The following is a 21335-nucleotide window of genomic DNA, read 5'->3' as shown; positions in this document are numbered from 1 at the left end:
GGTTAAGCCGCTTTCGGCTTGGGCGGGAACTTGGGCGCATGCAAGCCCAGCTCCATGCCTTTTTCAACCATGCCCATGATGTCTTCGTGAGCCAGGTCAAACAGGCGCTTCAAGTCCGGCAGAACAAAATACATCGGCTGCAAAATATCAATTCGATACGGCGTGCGCATGGCTTCCAGCGGATCGAATGGCTGATGTTCAGGTTCTGAAGACAAGCTGTAAACCGTTTCTTTAGGCGAAGACAGAATTCCGCCGCCATACACGCGTTTGCCTTCAGGGGTATTCACCAGCCCGAACTCGATGGTCATCCAGTACAGGCGGGCCAGATACACGCGCTGTTCTTTGCTGGCTTGCAGGCCGAGCTTACCGTAGGTGTGGGTGAATTCAGCAAACCACGGGTTGGTCAGCAGCGGGCAATGGCCAAAAATCTCGTGGAAAATATCCGGCTCTTGCAGGTAATCCAGTTCTTCACGGGTACGAATAAACGTTGCCACCGGGAACTGCTTGCTGGCCAGTAATTCGAAAAAGGTCTGGAAGGGGATCAGTGCCGGCACGCGGGCAACTTGCCAGCCGGTGGTTTCGCCCAGCACTTTATTGATCTCGCCCAGTTGCGGGATGCGGTCGTGGGGCAGGCCGAGTTTTTCGATGCCTTGCAGGTACTCAGGGCAGGCACGGCCTTCGAGCAATTTGAGCTGGCGGGTAATCAGCGTATTCCACACCCCGTGTTCCTCGGGTGTGTAGTCGATAAAGCCATTGGCATCCGGCTCACGGGCGACGTATTTCGTTTGCTTCATGGTGCTCTCCGCAGAGAAATCGTTTTTATTGTTCTGTCAGGGACGGCGCGTATTCGTGGGTTAAGTGATATCCCAAGTGCTGACCGGATGCAGCCAGGCAAACGTGTCCATTGTCCGAATGGAGTGCGTATTCCGTAAATAATTCGTTACGACAAGACAATTGAACTGTCATTCTGGCGTGAGTAATTGCAAAATCGTCAAAAAATCGTGACAGCAAAATGCTCTCCCGAACAAAAAACACCCCTGTAGGAGCGAGCTCGCCTCGCGATCTTTTAAAAAGATCAACAGATCGCGAGGCAAGCTCGCTCCTACAATAAAGACACAGCCGAGCCTTGCCCCATGCGTATCAAAGTCCACTGCCAAAACCGGATTGGCATCCTGCGTGACATCCTCAACCTGTTGGTGGCCTACGGCATCAACGTCAAGCGCGGCGAGGTGGGCGGCGACCAAGGCAATGCGATCTATCTGTTTTGCCCTAACCTGATCAACCTTCAGTTTCAGGCGCTGCGCCCGAAGTTTGAAACCATTGCCGGGGTTTTTGGCGTCAAGCGCGTAGGGCTGATGCCCAGCGAACGCAGGCATATGGAACTCAACGCCTTGCTCGGCGCGCTGGAATTCCCCGTGCTCTCCATCGACATGGGCGGCTCGATTGTGGCCGCCAACCGTGCAGCGGCGCAGTTGCTCGGCGTGCGCGTCGATGAAGTGCCGGGCATTGCCCTGTCGCGCTACGCCGAAGACTTCGACTTGCCGGAGCTGGTGCGGGCCAACAAATCGCGGATCAACGGCCTGCGGGTCAAGATCAAGGGGCATGTGTTCCTCGCTGACATCGCGCCGCTGCAACTGGAACACGATGACAGCGAAGCCATGGCCGGCGCGGTGCTTACCTTGCACCGGGCTGACCGTCTGGGTGAGCAGATCTATAACGTGCGCAAGCAGGAGTTGCGCGGCTTTGACAGTATTTTCCAAAGCTCAAAAGTCATGGCCGCCGTGGTCCGTGAAGCCCGACGCATGGCGCCGCTGGATGCACCTCTATTAATAGAAGGCGAAACCGGCACCGGCAAAGAATTGCTGGCTCGCGCCTGTCACCTGGCCAGCCCGCGGGGGCAATCGCCGCTGATGGCGCTCAACTGCGCCGGTTTGCCCGAGTCGATGGCCGAAACCGAACTGTTTGGCTACGGGCCGGGTGCATTCGAAGGGGCTAGGGCCGAGGGCAAGTTGGGGCTGTTGGAACTGACCGCAGGCGGTACGTTGTTCCTGGATGGCGTGGGCGAAATGAGCCCGCGTTTGCAGGTCAAATTGCTGCGTTTTCTGCAGGACGGTTGCTTTCGCCGTGTCGGCAGCGACGAAGAGGTCTACCTCGATGTGCGCGTGATGTGCGCCACGCAGGTGGATTTGTCTGAGCTGTGCGCCCGTGGCGAATTCCGTCAGGACCTTTACCACCGCCTCAACGTATTGTCGTTGCACATCCCGCCGCTGCGCGATTGCCTGGATGGCCTTGAGCCGTTGGTCGAGCATTTTCTCGATCAGGCCAGTCGGCAAATTGGCTGTGCGTTGCCGCGTCTGGCCCCGGCGGCCATGGACCGTTTGAGCCACTACCATTGGCCGGGCAACGTGCGGCAATTGGAAAACGTGTTGTTCCAGGCGGTGTCGCTGTGCGATGGCGGCGTGGTCAAGGCCGAACACATCCGCTTGCCGGACTACGGCGTGCGCCAGCCGCTGGGCGAATTCTCGATGGAAGGCGGGCTGGACCAAATCGTCGGGCGCTTTGAAAAAGCCGTGCTGGAGCGTCTGTACTCCGAACACCCGAGCAGCCGCCTGCTGGGCAAGCGCTTGGGCGTATCGCACACCACCATCGCCAACAAACTGCGCGAGCACGACATCATCAAGCCTGGTCGGGATTAAAAACGCGAAAACCTTGTGGGAGCGGGCTTGCTCGCGATTGGAACGATGCGCAGTGTCAAGTACACCGAGTCGCTTGCATCGCGAGCAAGCCCGCTCCCACCGTTTTTTTGTGCCGAACAGGCCGCCCTTTGCCGCAACCGGCATAACCACGCCGGTTTGTCATTTCTGTGACGCCACATAACCCCCTCAAACCCCGCCAGCACGGCCTTTTCACCGTCAATAAAAAGTTGGTGCGCAAATTGCTAGTACCCATTCAGTACAGCGGTGGGCGGCAAGCGTCCGTCAGGCAGAGGAATGAGTGTGGACAAGTACCTTTATGTGGCAATGACCGGCGCCAGTCAGAATGCTCTGGCGCAAAAGGCACATGCCAACAATCTGGCGAACATCTCAACCAACGGCTTTCAGCGCGATCTGGAACAGGCGCGTTCGATGCCGGTGTTTGGCGACAGCTTTCCTGCGCGGGCCTTTGCCATGACCGAGCGACCTGCCACGGATTTCACTCCGGGTGCGCTGGTGCAAACCGGGCGTGACCTGGACATTGCCGTCAAAGGCGATGGTTGGCTGGCCGTGCAGGCCCCCGATGGCAGCGAAGCCTATGTGCGCACCGCCAGCATGAATGTCGACTCGTTGGGCATTCTGCGGGCCGGCAACGGCATGCCGGTCATGGGCAACGGCGGGCCGATCGCCGTGCCGCCGCAGCAGCAAATTGAAGTGGGCGAAGACGGCACCATCAGCATTCGCGCCATGGGCGAGGGCCCGCGCGTGATGGCTGAAGTGGACCGCATCAAGCTGGTTCAACCGGACCTGCGCTCCATGACTAAAGGCCTCGATGGCCTGATCCACACCGCCAACGGCCAGCCTGCGCCATTCGACGCCAATGTTCGGGTGACCTCGGGGTTTCTGGAGGCCAGCAACGTCAATGCCGTCGAAGAGATGACCTCGGTGCTGGCCCTGTCCAAGCAGTTCGAGTTGCACATCAAAATGATGAACACCGCCAAAGAAGACGACCAGGCCATGACTCGCGTCCTGGCCATGAGCTAATTACTGACACGTTGCGCCGAAAAACCGGCGCACGAGGAGAGCACGCATGCTTCCGGCACTGTGGGTTGCAAAAACGGGTTTGGCTGCACAAGACACCAACCTGACGACAATTTCCAACAACTTGGCCAACGTCTCGACCACCGGCTTCAAGCGTGATCGTGCCGAGTTCCAGGACTTGCTCTACCAGATCAAACGCCAGCCCGGCGCGCAATCGACCCAAGACAGCGAGCTGCCTTCCGGCCTGCAACTGGGTACCGGTGTGCGCATTGTCGGCACACAAAAGAACTTCACCGCCGGTAGCCTGCAAACCACCGAGCAGCCGCTGGACATGGCCATCAATGGCCGTGGGTTTTTCCAGATCATGCAGCCCGACGGGACCACGGCCTACACCCGTGACGGTACTTTCCACCTTGACTCCAACGGCCAGATCGTCACCGCCAGCGGTTTCACCCTGGAGCCAGCGATTGTCGTGCCTGCCGATGCCGAGACGTTCACCGTCGGCCAGGACGGCACCGTGTCGGTCACCGTGCCCGGCAACGCCGCTGCGCAGATCATCGGCAACCTGCAAACCGCCGACTTTATCAACCCGGCCGGCTTGCAGGCACAGGGCGGCAACCTGTTCCTTGAGACCGCCTCCAGCGGCGCGCCGCAAATCGGCACGCCGGGCCTGAACGGTTTCGGCACCACCATGCAGAACACCCTCGAAACCTCAAACGTCAGCACCGTTGAAGAGATGGTCAACATGATCACCACCCAACGCGCTTACGAGATGAACTCCAAAGTGATCTCCACCGCCGATCAAATGTTGTCGTTTGTGACGCAAAATCTGTAATTACGTGAAGCGGGAGAGGTCATGAAACGCTTTATTTCTGTTCTGGCACTGGGTGGCGTTACTTTTCTGGCGGGTTGTGTCAGCCCGCCGCCACGCCCTAACGATCCGTACTACGCCCCGGTACTGCCGCGCACGCCGCTGCCGGCTGCGGCGAACAACGGTTCGATTTATCAGGCCGGTTTTGAACAGAACCTGTACAGCGACCGCAAGGCATTCCGGGTGGGTGACATCATCACCATCACCCTGAACGAGCGCACCCAGGCGAGCAAAAACGCCAACTCGGCCATCGGTAAAAACAGCAACACCAACATCGGCCTGACTTCGCTGTTCGGTGGCGGCATGACCACCAACAACCCGTTGGGCGGTGCTGACCTGAGCCTCAACGCAGGCTACAGCGGCAGCCGTGCCACCAAGGGCGACAGCAAGGCCGGGCAGGGCAACAGCCTGACCGGTTCGATCACCGTGACCGTGGCCGACGTACTGCCCAACGGCATCATCGCCGTGCGCGGCGAGAAGTGGATGACCTTGAACACCGGCGACGAACTGGTGCGAATCGCCGGGCTGGTCCGCGCGGATGACATCTCTACCGATAACACCGTGTCCTCGACCCGCGTGGCCGATGCGCGCATTACCTATTCGGGGACGGGCTCGTTTGCCGATGCCAGCCAGCCGGGCTGGTTTGACCGCTTCTTCCTCAGCCCACTGTTTCCTTTCTGACCGGACCGACCATGCCGAACCTCAAGCACCTGCTGGCAGCCGTACTGCTGCTGTCGACAACCCTGGGCGCTCACGCCGAGCGGTTGAAAGACATCGCCAGCATTTCGGGCGTGCGCTCCAACCAATTGATTGGTTATGGCTTGGTGGTCGGGCTTAACGGCACGGGCGACCAGACCACGCAAACGCCATTCACCCTGCAGACCTTCAACAACATGCTGTCGCAGTTCGGCATCAAAGTGCCGCCGGGTTCGGGCAACGTGCAGTTGAAAAACGTCGCGGCGGTGTCGATCAGCGCCGATTTGCCCGCGTTCGCCAAGCCGGGGCAGGTGATCGACATCACCGTGTCGTCCATCGGCAACTCGAAAAGCCTGCGTGGCGGCACGTTGTTGCTGACCCCGCTCAAGGGCATTGACGGCAACGTCTACGCCGTTGCCCAAGGCAATCTGGTGGTCGGCGGCTTTGACGCCGAAGGCCGTGACGGCTCGAAAATAACCGTCAACGTACCGTCAGCCGGGCGCATTCCGGGCGGTGCTTCGGTCGAGCGGGCCGTGCCCAGCGGTTTCAACCAGGGCAATAGCCTGACCCTGAACCTCAACCGTTCCGACTTCACCACCGCCAAGCGCGTGGTCGACAAAATCAACGACCTGCTGGGGCCGGGTGTGGCCCAGGCGATTGACGGCGGCTCGATCCGCGTCACCGCACCTTTGGACCCAAGCCAGCGCGTGGACTACCTGTCGATTCTGGAAAACCTCGAAGTGGATCCGGGCCAGGCCGTGGCCAAGGTCATCATCAACTCGCGCACCGGCACCATCGTGATCGGGCAAAACGTCAAGGTATCGCCTGCAGCGGTAACCCACGGCAGCCTGACCGTGACCATCACTGAAGACCCGATCGTCAGCCAGCCGGGCCCGCTGTCCAATGGCCAGACGGCGGTGGTGCCGCGCTCGCGGATCAACGCCCAGCAAGAAGCCAAGCCGATGTTCAAGTTCGGCCCGGGCACTACCCTCGACGAAATCGTCCGGGCGGTGAATCAGGTGGGTGCGGCGCCGGGGGATCTGATGGCGATCCTCGAAGCCCTGAAACAGGCCGGCGCCTTGCAAGCCGACCTGATCGTGATCTGAGGCCAACGGCATGGACATGCGTAAGAGTGGCGTCGTCAGTGACAGCGATTCGGGGGCGTTCAGCGACCTCAATCGTCTGAACAACCTGAAAGTGGGCGACCGTAACAGCGACGGCAATATGCGCAAGGTAGCGCAGGAGTTTGAGTCGCTGTTCCTCAACGAAATGCTCAAATCCATGCGTTCGGCCAACGAAGTGCTGGGCAAGGACAACCCGCTCAACACGCCTGCGGCCAAGCAATACCAGGAAATGTACGACCAGCAACTGTCGGTGACCCTGTCACGTCAGGGCGGCGGCATTGGCTTGGCCGACGTGCTGATGCGCCAGATGTCGAAAAACAAATCGGTGGTGCCGGGTGACGTACCCGCCACGCCCGCGGTGGCCGCAGAAACCAAGGTCACTGCGCCTGCGACGACCACGACGAACAGCCCGTTCGTTCGCTCCAACGGCCAGCGCGCCTTGTGGGCTGCACGGGTGGCCACGCCTGCGGTCGATGGCGGGCACAAAAATGACATGGCGATGCTCAACCAGCGTCGTCTGGCGTTACCGAGCAAATTGACCGACCGCCTGTTGGCAGGGATTGTGCCGTCGGCTGACCCGGCGCGTTCCACCCTCAACACCAGCACCGTGCCGGGCCGCACCAGCCCGGCGCTGGACGCGGTGATCAAGGGCAGCCGACAGCCGATGCTCAGCGCCTCCGGGGTGAACGGGCGCATGCAGATTTATGGCCGCGCCGTGGCCCAGCCGCCGTTGGCACCGGCCAAACAAGCCTTTGAATCGCCGGATGCATTCGTTGCCACCATGTTGCCGATGGCGCAGCAGGCGGCCGACCGAATCGGCGTCGACCCGCTGTATCTGGTCGCGCAAGCGGCGCTGGAAACCGGTTGGGGCAAATCGGTCATGCGTCAACAAAACGGCAATAGCAGTTACAACCTGTTCGGCATCAAGGCCACCGGCAATTGGCAGGGCGCGCAGGCGCGGGCCATTACCAGTGAGTTCCGTGATGGGCAGATGGTCAAGGAGACGGCGGACTTCCGTTCCTACAACTCCTATCAAGACAGCTTCCACGACCTGGTGACCCTGCTGCAGAGCAACAATCGTTATAAAGATGTGCTCAACGCAGCCGATAAACCAGAGCAGTTTGTTCGTGAACTGCAGAAGGCCGGTTACGCGACCGACCCTGAGTACGCGAGCAAGATTTCGCAGATTGCCAAGCAAATGAAAACCTACCAGAGCTACGTCTCGACGGGTTCTCTCACGCATTTATAAGGTTTGAACCATGGCGAGTTTGATCAACATCGGGATGTCGGGGCTTAACGCCAGCCAAGGGGCCTTGGCCACCGTGGGCAATAACATTGCCAACGCCAATACCTCGGGCTACTCGCGTCAGCAAGTGGTGCAGAGCAGCGCGGGCTCGCAACAGGTGAGCGGGGTGTTTATCGGCACCGGGACCACCCTGGCCGACGTACGCCGGGTGTACAACTCCTACCTCGACGCCCAGTTGCAAGCCACCACATCGCTCAACGGCGACGCCCAGGCGTATCTCGACCAGATCGGCGCGATCGACAAACTGCTCTCGGACAAAAGCACCGGTGTGTCGTCGGCGCTGAACAGCTTTTTCGCCTCCCTGCAAACAGCGGCCGGGGCGCCAGGCGACAGCTCCACGCGGCAATTGCTGCTGACCAATGCGCAAACCCTGAGCAACCGCTTCAACTCGATCTCGACTCAGCTCAACCAGCAGAACGACGGCATCAACAGCCAGTTGGATACCCTGACCTCGATGGTCAACCAGCACACGGCCACCATTGCCTCGCTGAACAAGCAGATTGCCCAGGCCACCACGGCGGGCAACACCCCCAACGACCTGATGGATGCCCGCAACGAAGCGGTGCGCACCCTCAACGAGTTGGTCGGGGTGTCGGTTCAAGAGCATGACAACGTGTACGACATCACCCTCGGCACTGGTCAGGCGCTGGTGCAGGGCAACACCTCGAACACCTTGTCGGCAGTGCCGGGCAAAACTGACAAAAGCCAGTTCAGCATCCAGATCAACTACCCGCAGTCCAGCTCCGACGTCACTTCGGTGCTCACCGGCGGCAAAATCGGCGGCCTGCTGCGTTATCGCGAAGACGTGCTGGCCCCGTCCATCAATGAGCTGGGGCGCACGGCCATTGTGTTGGCCGATGCCTTCAACCAGCAGTTGGGGCAGGGGCTGGACGCCAACGGTGAGTTTGGCTCGTCCCTGTTCAGCAGCATCAACAGTGACAAGGCGATCAGCCAGCGCAGCCTGGCCGCGACCGGCAACAGCGCAGGCTCGGGCAACCTCGACGTAAAAATCACCAACAGCGGCGCACTGACCACCTACGACTATCAGGTCACGTTCACCAGCGACAACGAGTACACGGTCAAGCGCTCGGACGGCACCAATATGGGCGCCTTCAAGCTCGATCAAGACCCGCCGGCGGTGATCGACGGCTTCAGCATGAGCCTCAATGGCGGCGCATTGAGCAAGGGCGACAGCTTCAAAGTCAGCCCCACCGCCAATGGCGCCAGCAGCCTCAACGTGCAAATGACCGATGCCAGTAAATTGGCGTTCGCCGGGCCTTTGGTGGCCGTTAAAGGCGGCTCCAACAGCGGCTCCGGCGCGGCAAGCGGCCTGAGCCTGTCGCAAGCGCTGAATATTTATGGCGGCGCGGACCTGGGCAAAGCGCAAAGCGAAATCGAAGGCGCGATGCCGGTGCGCATTGCCTTTGACGAAGCCAGCGGCGGCACTCAGGGCTATCGCATCCTCAATGAAAAGGGCGAGAAAATCGGAGAAGGCACCATCGTTCCGGGTCAGGACAACAAAGTCACGATCAAGGTGCCGGTGCTCGATGCCTCGGGCGCAGCGGTCACCAACCCGGACGGCACGCCAAAAACCGTCAACTTCGACACCACCCTCAGCGGCTCGCCGGCCAAAGGGGACAGTTTTGATATTCGCTTCAACAAGGACGGCAAGGCTGACAACAGCAACGCCAACCAACTGTTGGGCCTGCAAACCAAACAGACCGTGGGCGTGACCGGCGGCGGGGGCGGGGCGAGCCTCGGCACCTCGTACAGCCAATTGGTCTCCAAGGTCGGCGGCAAAGCCAGCCAGGCCAGCGTCGACGGCACCGCCAACACGGCCGCCCTGGCGTACGCCACGCAAACCCGCAACTCGGTGTCGCAGGTCAACCTGGACGAAGAAGCTTCCAACCTGGTCAAGTTCCAGCAGTACTACACCGCATCGTCGCAAATCATCAAAGCGGCGCAAGAAACCTTCAGCACGCTGATCAACAGTCTTTAAGGGAGCACTCGACGATGCGTATTTCCACTGCCCAGTTTTTTGAGTCGACCAGCACCACCTACCAGAACAACTTCTCGTCGTTGATCAAGACCCAGCAGCAGATCGACTCTGGCGTGCGCATCCAGACTGCTGCCGATGATCCGGTGGGGGCTGCGCGTTTGCTGCAACTGCAGCAGCAAAAGGACATGCTGGGCCAGTATTCCGCCAATATGGATAGCATCAAGTCGTCGCTGAGCAATCAGGAAAGCGTGCTCGACAGCATCAATAACTCCCTGCAAAAAGCCGGTGAGCTGGCGCTGCGGGCGGGCGGCCTGACCAACGACGCCGACCGTTTGGCGGTGGCCAACGAGCTGGGCAGCATCGCAGACCAGGTGTTCAGCCTGCTCAACAGCAAAGACTCCGCGGGCAACTACATGTTCTCGGGCTCCAAGACCGACACCCAGCCGTACATCCGCAACAACGATGGCACCTACTCCTATCAAGGCGATGACACTCAGCTCAACCTCAAGGTCTCGGACACCCTGACCCTGGCGGGCAGTGACACGGCCAAAAGCTTTATGGAGAACTCGGTGAACACCGGGCGCACTCAAAGCACCTTGCAGCCGATGCTCGACCCGGACGGCGCGGTAGTGCCGGACAAGGGCGTGGTTGCCGTGTCATCGGGTCTGGTGACCTCCAGCGCGGTGTTCAACAAGAGCTTTGCCGCAGGCCAGCCGTACACCCTGGAATTCACCAGCAGCACCCAATACACCCTCAAAGATGCCGACGGCAAAGACGTAACCTCGGAGATCCCGGGCAACGGCGTGTTTGACTCGACCAAAGAGGGCGCGCACAGCATCAGCCTGCGCGGGGTGTCTTTTGACATCAACCTTAACCTCAAGGACATTGCCCCGACCGACCAGGACGCGGCGGTCAAGGGCCATACCTTCACCCTGCAAGCCAAGCCCGACAGCTTCAATGCCTCGCGCACTCCGAGCAACAGCTCGACGGCGCAAATCACTGGCTCCAACGTGACCAGCGCGGGCACTTACAGCGACAGCTTTCCGAGCAATGGCGCGGTGATCAAGTTCACCAGCGCCACCGAGTACGAGGTCTACGCGCAGCCGCTGACCGACAGCAGCAAGTCGATTGCCAAGGGCACCCTGGCCGATGGCTCGCTGGAAGCCATGGGCGTCAAATTTGACTTCACCGGCACCCCGGCTTCGGGCGACCAGTTTGTCGTCAGCAACAACAACCACCAGAGCCAGAGCGCGCTGGACACCATCAGCGAGTTGCGCAAGGCGTTAGTGGTGCCGAGTGAAAAAGACGCGGCGGCTTCGCGTATGCAGCGTGACGCAATCAACACCGCGATTGGCAACCTGAAAAACGCCAGCGCCAGCATCGACACCGCCCGCGGCTCAATCGGTGCACGGTTGAACGCGGTGGACATTCAATTCGACGAAAACACCAGCATGGGCTTGGCCAACGACTCCACCACCGCGGCCATCGGCAACACCGACACCGCGAGCGCGGCAACCCAACTGGCCTTCCAGAAATCCATGCTCGAAGCCTCACAACTGGCGTTCGTCAAAATCTCCCAGCTCAGCCTGTTCAACCAGCTGTGATCTAAATCCCGTAGTCGCTGACGAGGCACGAGGCACGAGGCTGCGATAGGTTGCGAAGCGACCCCCTTTGGCGGTCCTGCGGCCCGCATCGCAGCCTCGTGCCTCGACAGCGACTACAACTTCTCTGAAATCTTTTGTATAAAACCACACAAATTAGAGTGACCTATGAGTCACAACGCGCATCTTCACTGTATCGTGTGAAACGTTTGGGCGGGCGCCGGGCTATTTTCAGCTGATTTGTGTGGTTTTTTGCAGGTGTCAGGTGCCCATTTCGCCGCTGTTTTTGCGCGACGAAGCCCTCTTATTGTCAACGCCCCTCGGTTAGCTGAGCGGGTGATCTCCAGCTATTAGTATTGGGAAGCCACAATGATTGGCATTAAAAGCATCGCCAGTTACGTGCCTGCAAACGGCGTAGACAACTACGCTCAGGGCGCGAAGTTCTCCAAGGACGAAGACTTCATTCTGGGCAAGATTGGCTCGGCCTTCTTGCCGCGTAAAGATGCTGACCAGGAAACCTCAGACCTGTGCGTAGAAGCCGTTAACGCACTGTTCGCCAACAACCCGCAGCTCTCGCGTGAATCCATCGACGCGCTGATCGTCGTCACCCAGAACGGCGACGCCGAAGGCCTGCCGCACACCGCCGCCATCGTGCAAGACAAGCTGGGCCTGCCGACCCACGTGGCCGCGTTCGACATCTCCTTGGGCTGCTCTGGCTACGTCTATGGCATCTACGCCATGAAAGGCTTTATGGAAGCCGCGGGCCTGAAAAACGGCTTGCTGGTGACTGCCGACCCGTATTCCAAAATCGTCGACCCCGAAGACCGCAACACCACCATGCTGTTTGGCGACGCCGCCACCGCCACCTGGATGGGCGAAGACGCCACCTGGCAACTGGGCAAAGCCAAATTCGGCACCGACGGCTCGGGCGCACCGCACCTGAAAGTCAGCGACGGCGTGTTCTTTATGAACGGTCGCCAGGTGTTCAACTTCGCCCTGGTCAAAGTCCCGGCGCACCTGCACGAGCTGCTGGACGAGTCCGAACTCAAAGCCACAGACATCGACGCGTTCTGCATCCACCAGGGCAGCGCAGCGATTGTTGACGCCGTGGCCCGTCGTTTTGAAGAAAGCGAGCCAGAGAAGTTCATCAAAGACATGGTCGAGACCGGCAACACCGTGTCCTCGAGCATTCCGCTGCTGCTGGAAAAACACGTGATGGACGCCGCCTGGAAGCGCGTCGCGCTGAGCGGGTTCGGTGTGGGCCTGTCGTGGGGCTCGGCGATCATCTATCGCGACTAAACACTCGCCAGACACACAAAACGCCCAAGGCCGCAAAACCTTGGGCGTTTTGCATTGTGAAGAAACAGAAATCTCCTGTGGGAGCGGGCTTGCTCGCGATGCCAGCACCTCGATACGTCTGACCCGGCAAGGTGCCTGAATCGCGAGCAAGCCCGCTCCCACAGGTTTTGACTCTGCTTGTCTACGCGCGCAACCCCTTGAAACACAAGGCATGAACCCCCGCCTGTAAAAAAAATCAAAAAAGCCCTCAAGCATCCTGCCATCACGACGATAACTATTACGAAGGTTCTCTAGGCCACACCCGGCGGTTGCCAGGGCCGGAAGCCGCAGTATTTATCTCATGAGGATTTCGTCATGGCTTTATCCGTAAACACCAACGTCACGTCCCTGACCGTTCAGAAAAACCTGAACAAAGCCGGTGATGCGCTGAGCACCTCGATGACCCGTCTGTCTTCCGGCCTGAAAATCAACAGCGCCAAAGACGACGCTGCTGGCCTGCAGATGGCTAACCGTCTGACCTCGCAGACCAAAGGCATGACCGTAGCGATTGCCAACGCCAACAACGCCAGCTCGATTGCACAGACCGCTGAAGGCGCGATGCAAGAGTCGACCAACATTCTGCAACGTCTGCGTGAACTGGCCCTGCAAGCCTCCAACGGCGACAAAAGCGCTGATGACCGTGCAGCACTGCAGCAAGAATTCACCGCCAAAACTGGTGAACTGACCCGTATTGCTCAAACCACTACCTTTGGTGGTCGTAACATCCTGGACGGTTCGTTCCAGAACCAGTCTTTCCAGGTGGGCTCTGATGCCAACCAGACCATCAGCTTCGGCATGACTGATATCAGTGCTGCATCGTTGAAGGGTACTTCGAGCGAAGCCACTGTTGCGGGTGGGGCGACTAAATTGGAGGTTTCAGTAACTGGTAAGGCAGTTACTCTGGCCGGTGCTGATGGGGCACTGGGTAAAACTGATATCAAAATTAATGGTGCCCCCATTTCGTTAGCTGGTACTGAGGTTTCTTTGGATGCCATCAAGACGGCAATTAACACTGCCGCTGCTGACACTGCCGCTGCCGGGGTTACAGCTGCAGTTTCCGCTGACGGTACTCGTTTAGAGCTGACTTCCGCTGACGGCAAACCTATCAAACTGGAAAACGGAGATGGTGCTGACGGCGCGGGTGCGCTTGACAGGCTCGGTTTGTCAGCGGGTACTACCGCGCCTCAGCTTAAAGACGCGTCGTCTATCACCCTGAACGGTACTGAGATCAAATTTGCAGCCAAATCGACAATGGCAGACGTAGTTTCCTCCATCAACAGCGCAAGCACCGGCGTGACTGCCAGCCTGAAGGACGACGGTACCCTGAGCCTGTTCTCCACCAAAGACATCACCGTTGGCAATGGCAGTACAAAGTCTGGTCTGGTGGAGTTGGGTCTGGACGGTGCTGTAACAGACGAGAATAAGGGTGTTACAAAAGCCATCAGCCAAGAATCCAGTGTTGCTGACCTGAGCATTCTGGACCCCAACTCGGCACAGAAAACCATCCAGGCGCTGTCGGGTGCAATCGAGCAGATCGATACTCAACGTGCTGCACTGGGTGCCGTACAAAACCGTTTCGACAGCACCGTGGCTAACCTGCAAAGCATTTCCGAGAACTCGACCGCTGCTCTGGGCCGTGTTCAGGACACTGACTTCGCATCGGAAGCTGCTCAACTGACCAAGCAACAAACCCTGCAACAGGCGTCCACCGCGATCCTGTCCCAGGCGAACCAACTGCCATCCGCTGTGATGAAGCTGCTTCAGTAATTTCAGCGCACGGTTGATAACGGAAGGGCGCGTTTACGTGCCCTTTTGTTTTTTCAGTGGTGAGGTGATGACATGGACATGAGCATCAAACTGAATTCCGCCTACCCAACCGCCGTCGGGCCGTCCAGCCCCGCGCCAGCACCGGCTGCCATTGCCAGGGCAGATGCCAGTGACATCGTGCCGCCAGGCAAACCACCTGAGCGTATCGAGGTTGAAAAAGCGGTCAGTGATTTACGCGACTTCGCGCAGTCTCACCAGCGTCAGCTGGATTTTTCGATTGATGACACCACCGGCATCATGGTGGTCAAGGTCATCGCCACCCAAAGCGGTGAAGTGATTCGCCAGCTACCTTCAGAAGTGGCCCTCAAGTTGGCGCAAAATCTGGCAGACCCCAACAGCCTGCTTTTTAACGCCAGCGCTTGAAGGTGGCATGAAATGTGATGGTGTTTGTGGCTTCGCTGTTCTTAGCCAATAAAGCGACAGCCACCGAACAAGGAGAATAAAGATGGCCAGTTCAACGATTACCGGCGTCGGTTCGGGTTTCGATACGGTAGGGATCGTCAAAGCGTTGGTGGATGCTGAAAAAGCCCCCAAGCAGGCGCAAATCACCAAGCTGCAAACCACGACCACCACCCAGCTGTCGGCGGTGGGCACGGTCAAGGCGTCGCTTGATACCTATCGTGCGGCCATCGCCAAACTCAACACGGAAGCCAGTTTCAACGGGCTTGCGGGCACGTCTTCTGACGAGAAAATTTCCAAGGTCACCCTGGGCGATAAAGCCGCAAGCGGTACCTATGCGCTTAACGTCACGCAATTGGCGACGGCCTCAAAGGTCACCAGCAAGGTGTTCGAAGGCAGTTCTGCCGTGGTTAACTCCAGCGGCAAAGACACCACGCTGACCATTTCGCAGTCCGATAGCAGCTACGACGTCAAGGTCCCGGCGGGTGCGACGATGCAGCAGACCCGTGACGCGATCAACACGCAGCTGCAATCCAAGGGCATCAGCGCCAACGTGCTCACCGACGCCAACGGCTCGCGTCTGGTCATCAGTTCGCAAACCACCGGTAAGGGCACGGACATTACCCTCAGTGGCGATTCTGAGTTGGCAACTGGCTATGACGCCGGAAAACCGCCGGTCAACGCTGAGTACACCATCGACAACATTGCCATGGAGTCCAAGAGCAACAAGATCACCTCGGCCATCAGTGGTGTGAGCCTTGAATTGCTGGACACCAAGCCGTCGACCATTACCGTGGCGTCCAACACCACCACCTTGAAAACCTCGGTGCAGTCGTTTGTCAGTGCCTATAACGCACTGATGACCAGCATCAACACCCAGACCAAAGTCACTGCAACCGGTGATGCGGCCACGACCACAACCGGTGCGTTGACCGGTGATTCGTCAATGCGCCAATTGGTCAACGGCATTCGTAGTGAACTGTTGCAAAACTCCGGCGGTTCCACCGTGGGCAACCTGGCGCAAATGGGCATCAGTACCGATCAGAAAACCGGTTTGCTGACCCTGGATGACACCAAGTGGAACGCCGCCGTGGCGACCCCCAATGGTCCGACCGAGATTGCCAAGGTATTCACCGGCGACACCGGTTTGATCACGCGCATGACCAAGGCCACGGACAGTTATGTCGGCACCAGCGGGCTGCTGACCACCCGTGCCGCCGACTTGAACACCAAGTTGACCGATCTGACCGAGCAGCAAAAAGCGCTGGACAGCCGCATGGACACGCTGAAAACCACGCTCACCGCCAAATACACGGCGATGGACGGCTTGATCGCGAAGATCAACGCCAGCAGTTCCAGCATCATGACCACGCTCAATTCGCTGAATAACCCGAAGTCGAATAACTGATTTTCCGGGCATCTGGTGCGGCTTGAGCGCTAAAGCTTTGAGCCCCGGCGCCGACATAAGAAGTAAGACTTAGCCCATTTGTGATGAGGTAGAAACATGAACCCGATGCGCGCCCTTCGTCAGTATCAGAAGGTCAATTCCCACGCTCAAATCTCCGAAGCCAGCCCTCATCGCTTGATTCAAATGCTGATGGAAGGCGGCCTGGAGCGCATGGCCCAGGCCAAAGGTGCGTTGAGCCGTGGTGATATCCCGCAGAAGGCACTGTTGCTGACCAAAGCCGTCGACATTATTGGCGGTTTGCGTCAGGGCCTGGATGCTGACAAGACCGACGACAAGGCGGCGCTGCAGCAACTCGATGACCTGTACGAATACATGGCCGTGCGTCTGACCCAGGCCAATATCAAAAACGATCCTGAAATCATCGACGAAGTCGCGCGCCTGCTAATCACGGTGAAAAGCGGCTGGGACGAGATCGCCCCGCAATCAATCTAATGGCCTGAGGAGTGCGTCATGAGCCAGCTGCAACGAATTCAAGAAACCCGCGACGCGCTGATCGATGCCCTGGCGGCGCGCAACTGGGATGCCATCGGCGAGCTTGACTCGGCGTGCCGTGAATGTGTTGAGACAGTACTCGACGAGCGCCCGCTGGACGAAGCGGTGCTGCGCGAAAATCTGGAGGGGTTGTTGGTGGTGTATCGCATGCTGCTGGAGGCCGCTACGGACGAGCGGCAACTGGTAGTCGAGCAAATGGCGCAGATCAACCAAGCAAAAAATGCTTCAAAGGTTTACCATTTGTTCGGTTAAGGCATAAGAAGTATAGGGTTAATCCGTTTAAGCGGCGCCATAAATTTGACTGTGTATGTTTTTTTGACTTAACTAGTACGTATTCTGTTTCAGTCGCCTCACACATCCAACAGGATCGGGGCGGCTAGTGTGCTCCACATTATCCGGAGCGCTGAGTTGACTAGGGAAGTTGCTATTGCATGTGGCGTGAAACCAAAATTCTGCTGATCGATGACGATAGCGTCCGCCGCCATGACCTGGCGGTAATTTTAAGTTTTCTCGGCGAAGAGAATTTAACCAGCCCTAGTCACGAGTGGGAGCAGGCGGTTACAGGCCTGTCGTCCAGCCGTGAGGTGCTCTGCGTGCTGATTGGCACCGTGAGCGCTGCTGGCGGAATCTCAAGCCTGCTTAAGACACTCGCAGCCTGGGATGAGTTCCTGCCCATTCTGCTTTTAGGTGATATTTCTTCGACAGAGCTGCCCGACGACCAGCGTCGTCGCGTGCTGTCCAGCCTCGAAATGCCGCCCAGCTACAGCAAATTGCTCGATTCGCTGCACCGTGCCCAGGTCTATCGTGAAATGTACGATCAGGCCCGTGAGCGCGGTCGTCACCGTGAACCCAACCTGTTTCGCAGCCTCGTCGGCACCAGCCGGGCGATCCAGCACGTGCGCCAGATGATGCAGCAAGTGGCCGACACCGACGCCAGCGTGTTGATCCTCGGCGAGTCCGGGACCGGCAAGGAAGTGGTCGCGCGCAACCTGCATTACCATTCCAAGCGCCGCGATGCGCCGTTTGTGCCGGTCAATTGCGGGGCGATCCCCGCAGAGCTCCTTGAAAGCGAGTTGTTCGGCCATGAGAAGGGCGCGTTCACCGGGGCCATCACCAGCCGCGCCGGGCGTTTCGAACTGGCCAATGGCGGCACGTTGTTCCTCGATGAAATCGGCGACATGCCGCTGCCGATGCAAGTGAAACTGCTGCGGGTGTTGCAGGAACGCACCTTTGAGCGCGTGGGCAGCAACAAGACCCAAAGCGCCGATGTGCGGATCATTGCGGCCACCCACAAAAACCTCGAAAGCATGATCGAAGTCGGTGCCTTCCGCGAAGACTTGTACTACCGCCTCAACGTGTTCCCGATTGAAATGGCCCCTTTGCGTGAGCGGGTGGAAGACATTCCGCTGCTGCTCAACGAGCTGATTTCACGCATGGAACACGAAAAGCGCGGTTCGATCCGCTTCAACTCGGGCGCCATCATGTCGCTGTGCCGCCACGCCTGGCCGGGCAACGTCCGCGAGCTGGCCAACCTGGTTGAGCGCATGGCGATCATGCATCCCTATGGCGTGATCGGCGTGGCAGAGCTGCCGAAAAAATTCCGCTATGTCGACGATGAAGACGAGCAGTTGGTCGACAGCCTGCGCAGTGACATGGAAGAACGCGTCGCCATCAACAGCAATACGCCGGACTTCACCACCGGCGCGATGCTGCCGCCCGAAGGCCTGGACCTCAAGGACTACCTGGGCGGGCTGGAACAAAGCTTGATCCAGCAAGCGCTGGACGACGCCAACGGCATCGTCGCCCGTGCGGCCGAACGCCTGCGGATCCGCCGTACCACCTTGGTTGAAAAAATGCGCAAATACGGCATGAGCCGCCGCGAAGGCGAAGAGCAGGGCGACGACTAACCTCGCCCAAACTGTAGGAGCGAGCTTGCTCGCGATCTTTTGATCTTTTAAAAGCTCGCGAGACAAGCTCGCTCCTACAAGGTCCAGTTTCAATCCTTTGATCTGCATCAACACATCCCCCCCTTCAGTTCGCCAATGTTATTTTTCGGGCACGGGTATTGCTTTGCTTGGGTTAACGAACCGTTTTATGACGGTCAGCCAAGCGAGAACGTCCCATGCCCCACGCCGCCCAACAGTCCTCGGTCCCTGATCTCGCAGGGGCTGCCGCGTCTCTGAGCAATATGCCCGCCAACGCGGCGCAGCTTGAGCAGGCATTCTCGCTGTTCAATCAGATGTCGACCCAGTTGACCGACTCCTACAGCCTGCTGGAAGCCCGGGTTGCAGAGCTTAAAGGCGAGCTGGCGCTGGCCGGTGAGCGGCGCGTGGCTGAGCTGGCAGAAAACCAGCGGCTGGCCAATCGCTTGCAGCACCTGCTGGACTTGCTGCCCGGCGGCGTCATTGTGATCGACGATCGCGGCCTGGTCAGCGAGGCCAACCCTGCGGCGTGCGAGCTGTTGGGGCTACCGCTGCAAGGTGAGTTGTGGCGCCAGGTGATTGCCCGCTGCTTCGCGCCACGTGAAGACGATGGCCATGAAATCTCGCTTAAAGACGGTCGTCGCCTGTCGATTGCCACCCGCTCGCTGGACCCGGAGCCGGGGCAACTGGTGTTGCTCAACGACCTGACAGAAACCCGGCGCCTGCAAGACCAGTTGTCCCGGCATGAACGTTTGTCGTCGCTGGGGCGCATGGTCACCTCCCTCGCGCATCAGATCCGCACGCCCTTGTCGGCAGCGTTGATCTACGCCAGCCATTTGACTGAACAAACGCTGCCGGTTGAAACCCAGCAGCGCTTTGCCGGGCGCTTGAAAGAGCGCCTGCATGAACTGGAACACCAGGTGCGCGACATGCTGGTGTTTGCCCGTGGCGAACTGCCGCTGGCGGATCGGGTTTCCCCTAAAGCCTTGATGCAGGCATTGCAGGCAGCGGCACAGACCCACGTTGAGGGTGTGTCAATGCGTTGGCAGTGCGATGTGCACACCGGGCTGGTGCTGTGCAACCGCGACACGCTGGTGGGCGCGCTGCTCAACCTCATCGAAAACGCCCTGCAAGCCGGTGCGGTGCGTCTCAAGGTGCACCTGTATGGCCGCGACAACCAGCTGCGCCTGTGCGTGAGCGACAGCGGCAGCGGCATCGAACCCAAAGTGCTGGAGCGCTTGGGCGAACCTTTTTTCACCACCAAGGCCACCGGCACCGGGCTCGGACTGGCTGTGGTCACCGCCGTGGTGCGTGCGCACCAGGGTGATCTGGGCTTACGTTCGCGGCTGGGGCGAGGCACCTGTGCCTTGCTCAGCTTGCCGCTGATTGCCGTTGCAGGGGAGGCTAACTGATGGCGATGCAAATCAAAGTGCTGCTGGTCGAGGATGACCGCGCCTTGCGTGAAGCGCTGGCCGACACGTTGTTGTTGGCCGGTCACGACTTCAAGGCCGTTGGTTCCGGCGAAGAAGCGCTGCACGCGGTGGCGGGCGAGGCCTTCAGCCTGGTGGTCAGCGACGTCAACATGCCGGGCATGGACGGCCACCAACTGCTGGGCCGCCTGCGCGCCAGCCATCCGCAGTTGCCGGTGCTGTTGATGACCGCCCACGGCGCGGTAGAACGCGCCGTCGATGCGATGCGCCAAGGCGCTGCGGATTACCTGGTCAAGCCGTTTGAACCCAAGGCCTTGCTTGATCTGGTGGCGCGCCATGCGCTGGGCAGCCTGGGCGCGGCAGACAGCGAAGGCCCAGTAGCGGTTGAACCGGCCAGCACGCAACTGTTGGCGCTGGCGGCGCGGGTGGCCAAAAGTGACTCGACGGTGTTGATTTCCGGGGAGTCGGGTACCGGTAAAGAAGTGCTGGCGCGTTACATCCATCAGCATTCCAGCCGGATCGATCAGCCGTTCGTGGCGATCAACTGCGCGGCGATCCCTGACAACATGCTCGAAGCCACCTTGTTCGGCCACGAAAAAGGCTCGTTTACCGGCGCCATTGCAGCGCAGGCGGGCAAGTTCGAACAGGCCGATGGCGGCACCTTGCTGCTCGACGAAATTTCGGAAATGCCGCTGGGTCTGCAAGCCAAGTTGCTGCGGGTGTTGCAGGAGCGTGAGGTTGAGCGCGTGGGCGGGCGCAAACCCATTGCCCTGGATATCCGCGTGATCGCCACCACCAACCGTGACCTGGCCGGTGAAGTGGCGGCAGGGCGCTTCCGTGAAGATTTGTACTATCGATTGTCGGTGTTCCCGCTGGCCTGGCGCCCGTTGCGCGAACGCACCGCCGATATCGTGCCGTTGGCCGAGCGGCTGCTGGCCAAGCACATCAGCAAAATGAAGCACGCCCCGGTGCGTTTCTCGGCGCAGGCCCAGGCGTGTCTGGTGGGTTACCCGTGGCCGGGCAACGTGCGTGAACTGGACAACGCAATCCAGCGGGCGCTGATCCTGCAACAAAGCGGCTTGATTGAAGCGGCCGACTTCTGCCTGGCCGGGCCGGTGACGTACGCGC

At 59.4% G+C, this 21335-nt stretch carries 18 protein-coding genes; 17 read left to right on the top strand and 1 reads right to left on the bottom strand.

The window, feature by feature from the left end; genetic code table 11:
* Positions 1-2 precede the first annotated feature (2 nt).
* Complete coding sequence (gene phhA / locus GHO41_RS20855; protein ID WP_153434536.1) at positions 3-794, bottom strand: phenylalanine 4-monooxygenase; 792 nt, start codon at positions 792-794, stop codon at positions 3-5.
* A 339-nt stretch (positions 795-1133) separates the two neighbouring features.
* On the opposite strand from phhA, the gene GHO41_RS20850 reads away from it, so the two are divergent.
* The 17 genes from GHO41_RS20850 to GHO41_RS20770 all read left to right on the top strand — a co-directional run.
* Positions 1134-2696, top strand: a complete 1563-nt coding sequence (locus tag GHO41_RS20850; protein ID WP_048371457.1) for a sigma-54-dependent transcriptional regulator — start codon at positions 1134-1136, stop codon at positions 2694-2696.
* Between the two features lie 300 nt (positions 2697-2996).
* On the top strand, positions 2997-3737 hold the full coding sequence (locus GHO41_RS20845) for a flagellar basal body rod protein FlgF (RefSeq protein ID WP_048371638.1): 741 nt from the start codon (positions 2997-2999) through the stop codon (positions 3735-3737).
* A 46-nt stretch (positions 3738-3783) separates the two neighbouring features.
* Entirely contained in the window at positions 3784-4569 is a 786-nt protein-coding gene (gene flgG, locus GHO41_RS20840; RefSeq protein ID WP_048371455.1) for a flagellar basal-body rod protein FlgG, read from the top strand.
* A gap of 21 nt (positions 4570-4590) precedes the next feature.
* On the top strand, positions 4591-5286 hold the full coding sequence (gene flgH, locus GHO41_RS20835; RefSeq protein WP_048371453.1) for a flagellar basal body L-ring protein FlgH: 696 nt from the start codon (positions 4591-4593) through the stop codon (positions 5284-5286).
* 11 nt (positions 5287-5297) lie between these two features.
* The gene (locus GHO41_RS20830; protein WP_048371451.1) at positions 5298-6407 is read left to right on the top strand and encodes a flagellar basal body P-ring protein FlgI; all 1110 of its coding nucleotides are present in this window, start codon (positions 5298-5300) and stop codon (positions 6405-6407) included.
* A gap of 10 nt (positions 6408-6417) precedes the next feature.
* Positions 6418-7674: a flagellar assembly peptidoglycan hydrolase FlgJ gene (flgJ, locus tag GHO41_RS20825; protein ID WP_153434535.1), complete on the top strand. Its 1257-nt coding sequence runs from the start codon at positions 6418-6420 to the stop codon at positions 7672-7674.
* Positions 7675-7684: 10 nt separating this feature from the next.
* Positions 7685-9730 (top strand): flagellar hook-associated protein FlgK, encoded by a 2046-nt coding sequence (gene flgK / locus GHO41_RS20820; protein ID WP_153434534.1) that lies wholly within the window; start codon positions 7685-7687, stop codon positions 9728-9730.
* Between the two features lie 14 nt (positions 9731-9744).
* Positions 9745-11334: a flagellar hook-associated protein 3 gene (locus GHO41_RS20815; protein ID WP_153434533.1), complete on the top strand. Its 1590-nt coding sequence runs from the start codon at positions 9745-9747 to the stop codon at positions 11332-11334.
* A gap of 366 nt (positions 11335-11700) precedes the next feature.
* Positions 11701-12630, top strand: coding sequence for a ketoacyl-ACP synthase III (locus GHO41_RS20810; RefSeq protein WP_048386068.1), 930 nt, complete (start codon positions 11701-11703; stop codon positions 12628-12630).
* Between the two features lie 354 nt (positions 12631-12984).
* Positions 12985-14436, top strand: a complete 1452-nt coding sequence (locus GHO41_RS20805; RefSeq protein ID WP_153434532.1) for a flagellin — start codon at positions 12985-12987, stop codon at positions 14434-14436.
* Positions 14437-14508: 72 nt separating this feature from the next.
* Entirely contained in the window at positions 14509-14859 is a 351-nt protein-coding gene (locus GHO41_RS20800; protein WP_153336185.1) for a flagellar protein FlaG, read from the top strand.
* An 82-nt stretch (positions 14860-14941) separates the two neighbouring features.
* Complete coding sequence (gene fliD, locus GHO41_RS20795; RefSeq protein ID WP_153329222.1) at positions 14942-16303, top strand: flagellar filament capping protein FliD; 1362 nt, start codon at positions 14942-14944, stop codon at positions 16301-16303.
* A 96-nt stretch (positions 16304-16399) separates the two neighbouring features.
* Positions 16400-16795, top strand: coding sequence for a flagellar export chaperone FliS (gene fliS / locus GHO41_RS20790; RefSeq protein WP_048371436.1), 396 nt, complete (start codon positions 16400-16402; stop codon positions 16793-16795).
* 18 nt (positions 16796-16813) lie between these two features.
* A complete protein-coding gene (locus GHO41_RS20785) occupies positions 16814-17107 on the top strand; it encodes a hypothetical protein (protein ID WP_048371434.1) in 294 nt (97 codons plus the stop codon).
* 179 nt (positions 17108-17286) lie between these two features.
* The gene (locus GHO41_RS20780) at positions 17287-18762 is read left to right on the top strand and encodes a sigma-54 dependent transcriptional regulator (RefSeq protein ID WP_123752026.1); all 1476 of its coding nucleotides are present in this window, start codon (positions 17287-17289) and stop codon (positions 18760-18762) included.
* A 281-nt stretch (positions 18763-19043) separates the two neighbouring features.
* On the top strand, positions 19044-20189 hold the full coding sequence (locus GHO41_RS20775; RefSeq protein WP_256678818.1) for a PAS domain-containing sensor histidine kinase: 1146 nt from the start codon (positions 19044-19046) through the stop codon (positions 20187-20189).
* Positions 20190-20194: 5 nt separating this feature from the next.
* On the top strand, positions 20195-21335 hold a 1141-nt coding region (locus tag GHO41_RS20770; RefSeq protein WP_153434541.1), incomplete at its 3' end, for a sigma-54 dependent transcriptional regulator.

Origin of the sequence: Pseudomonas sp. FSL R10-0399, assembly GCF_009600165.1 — a bacterium.
Taxonomy (GTDB): Bacteria; Pseudomonadota; Gammaproteobacteria; order Pseudomonadales; family Pseudomonadaceae; genus Aquipseudomonas; species Aquipseudomonas helleri.
The sequence above is the reverse complement of the archived record's forward strand: the minus strand, read 5'-3'. Positions and strand labels throughout refer to the sequence as shown.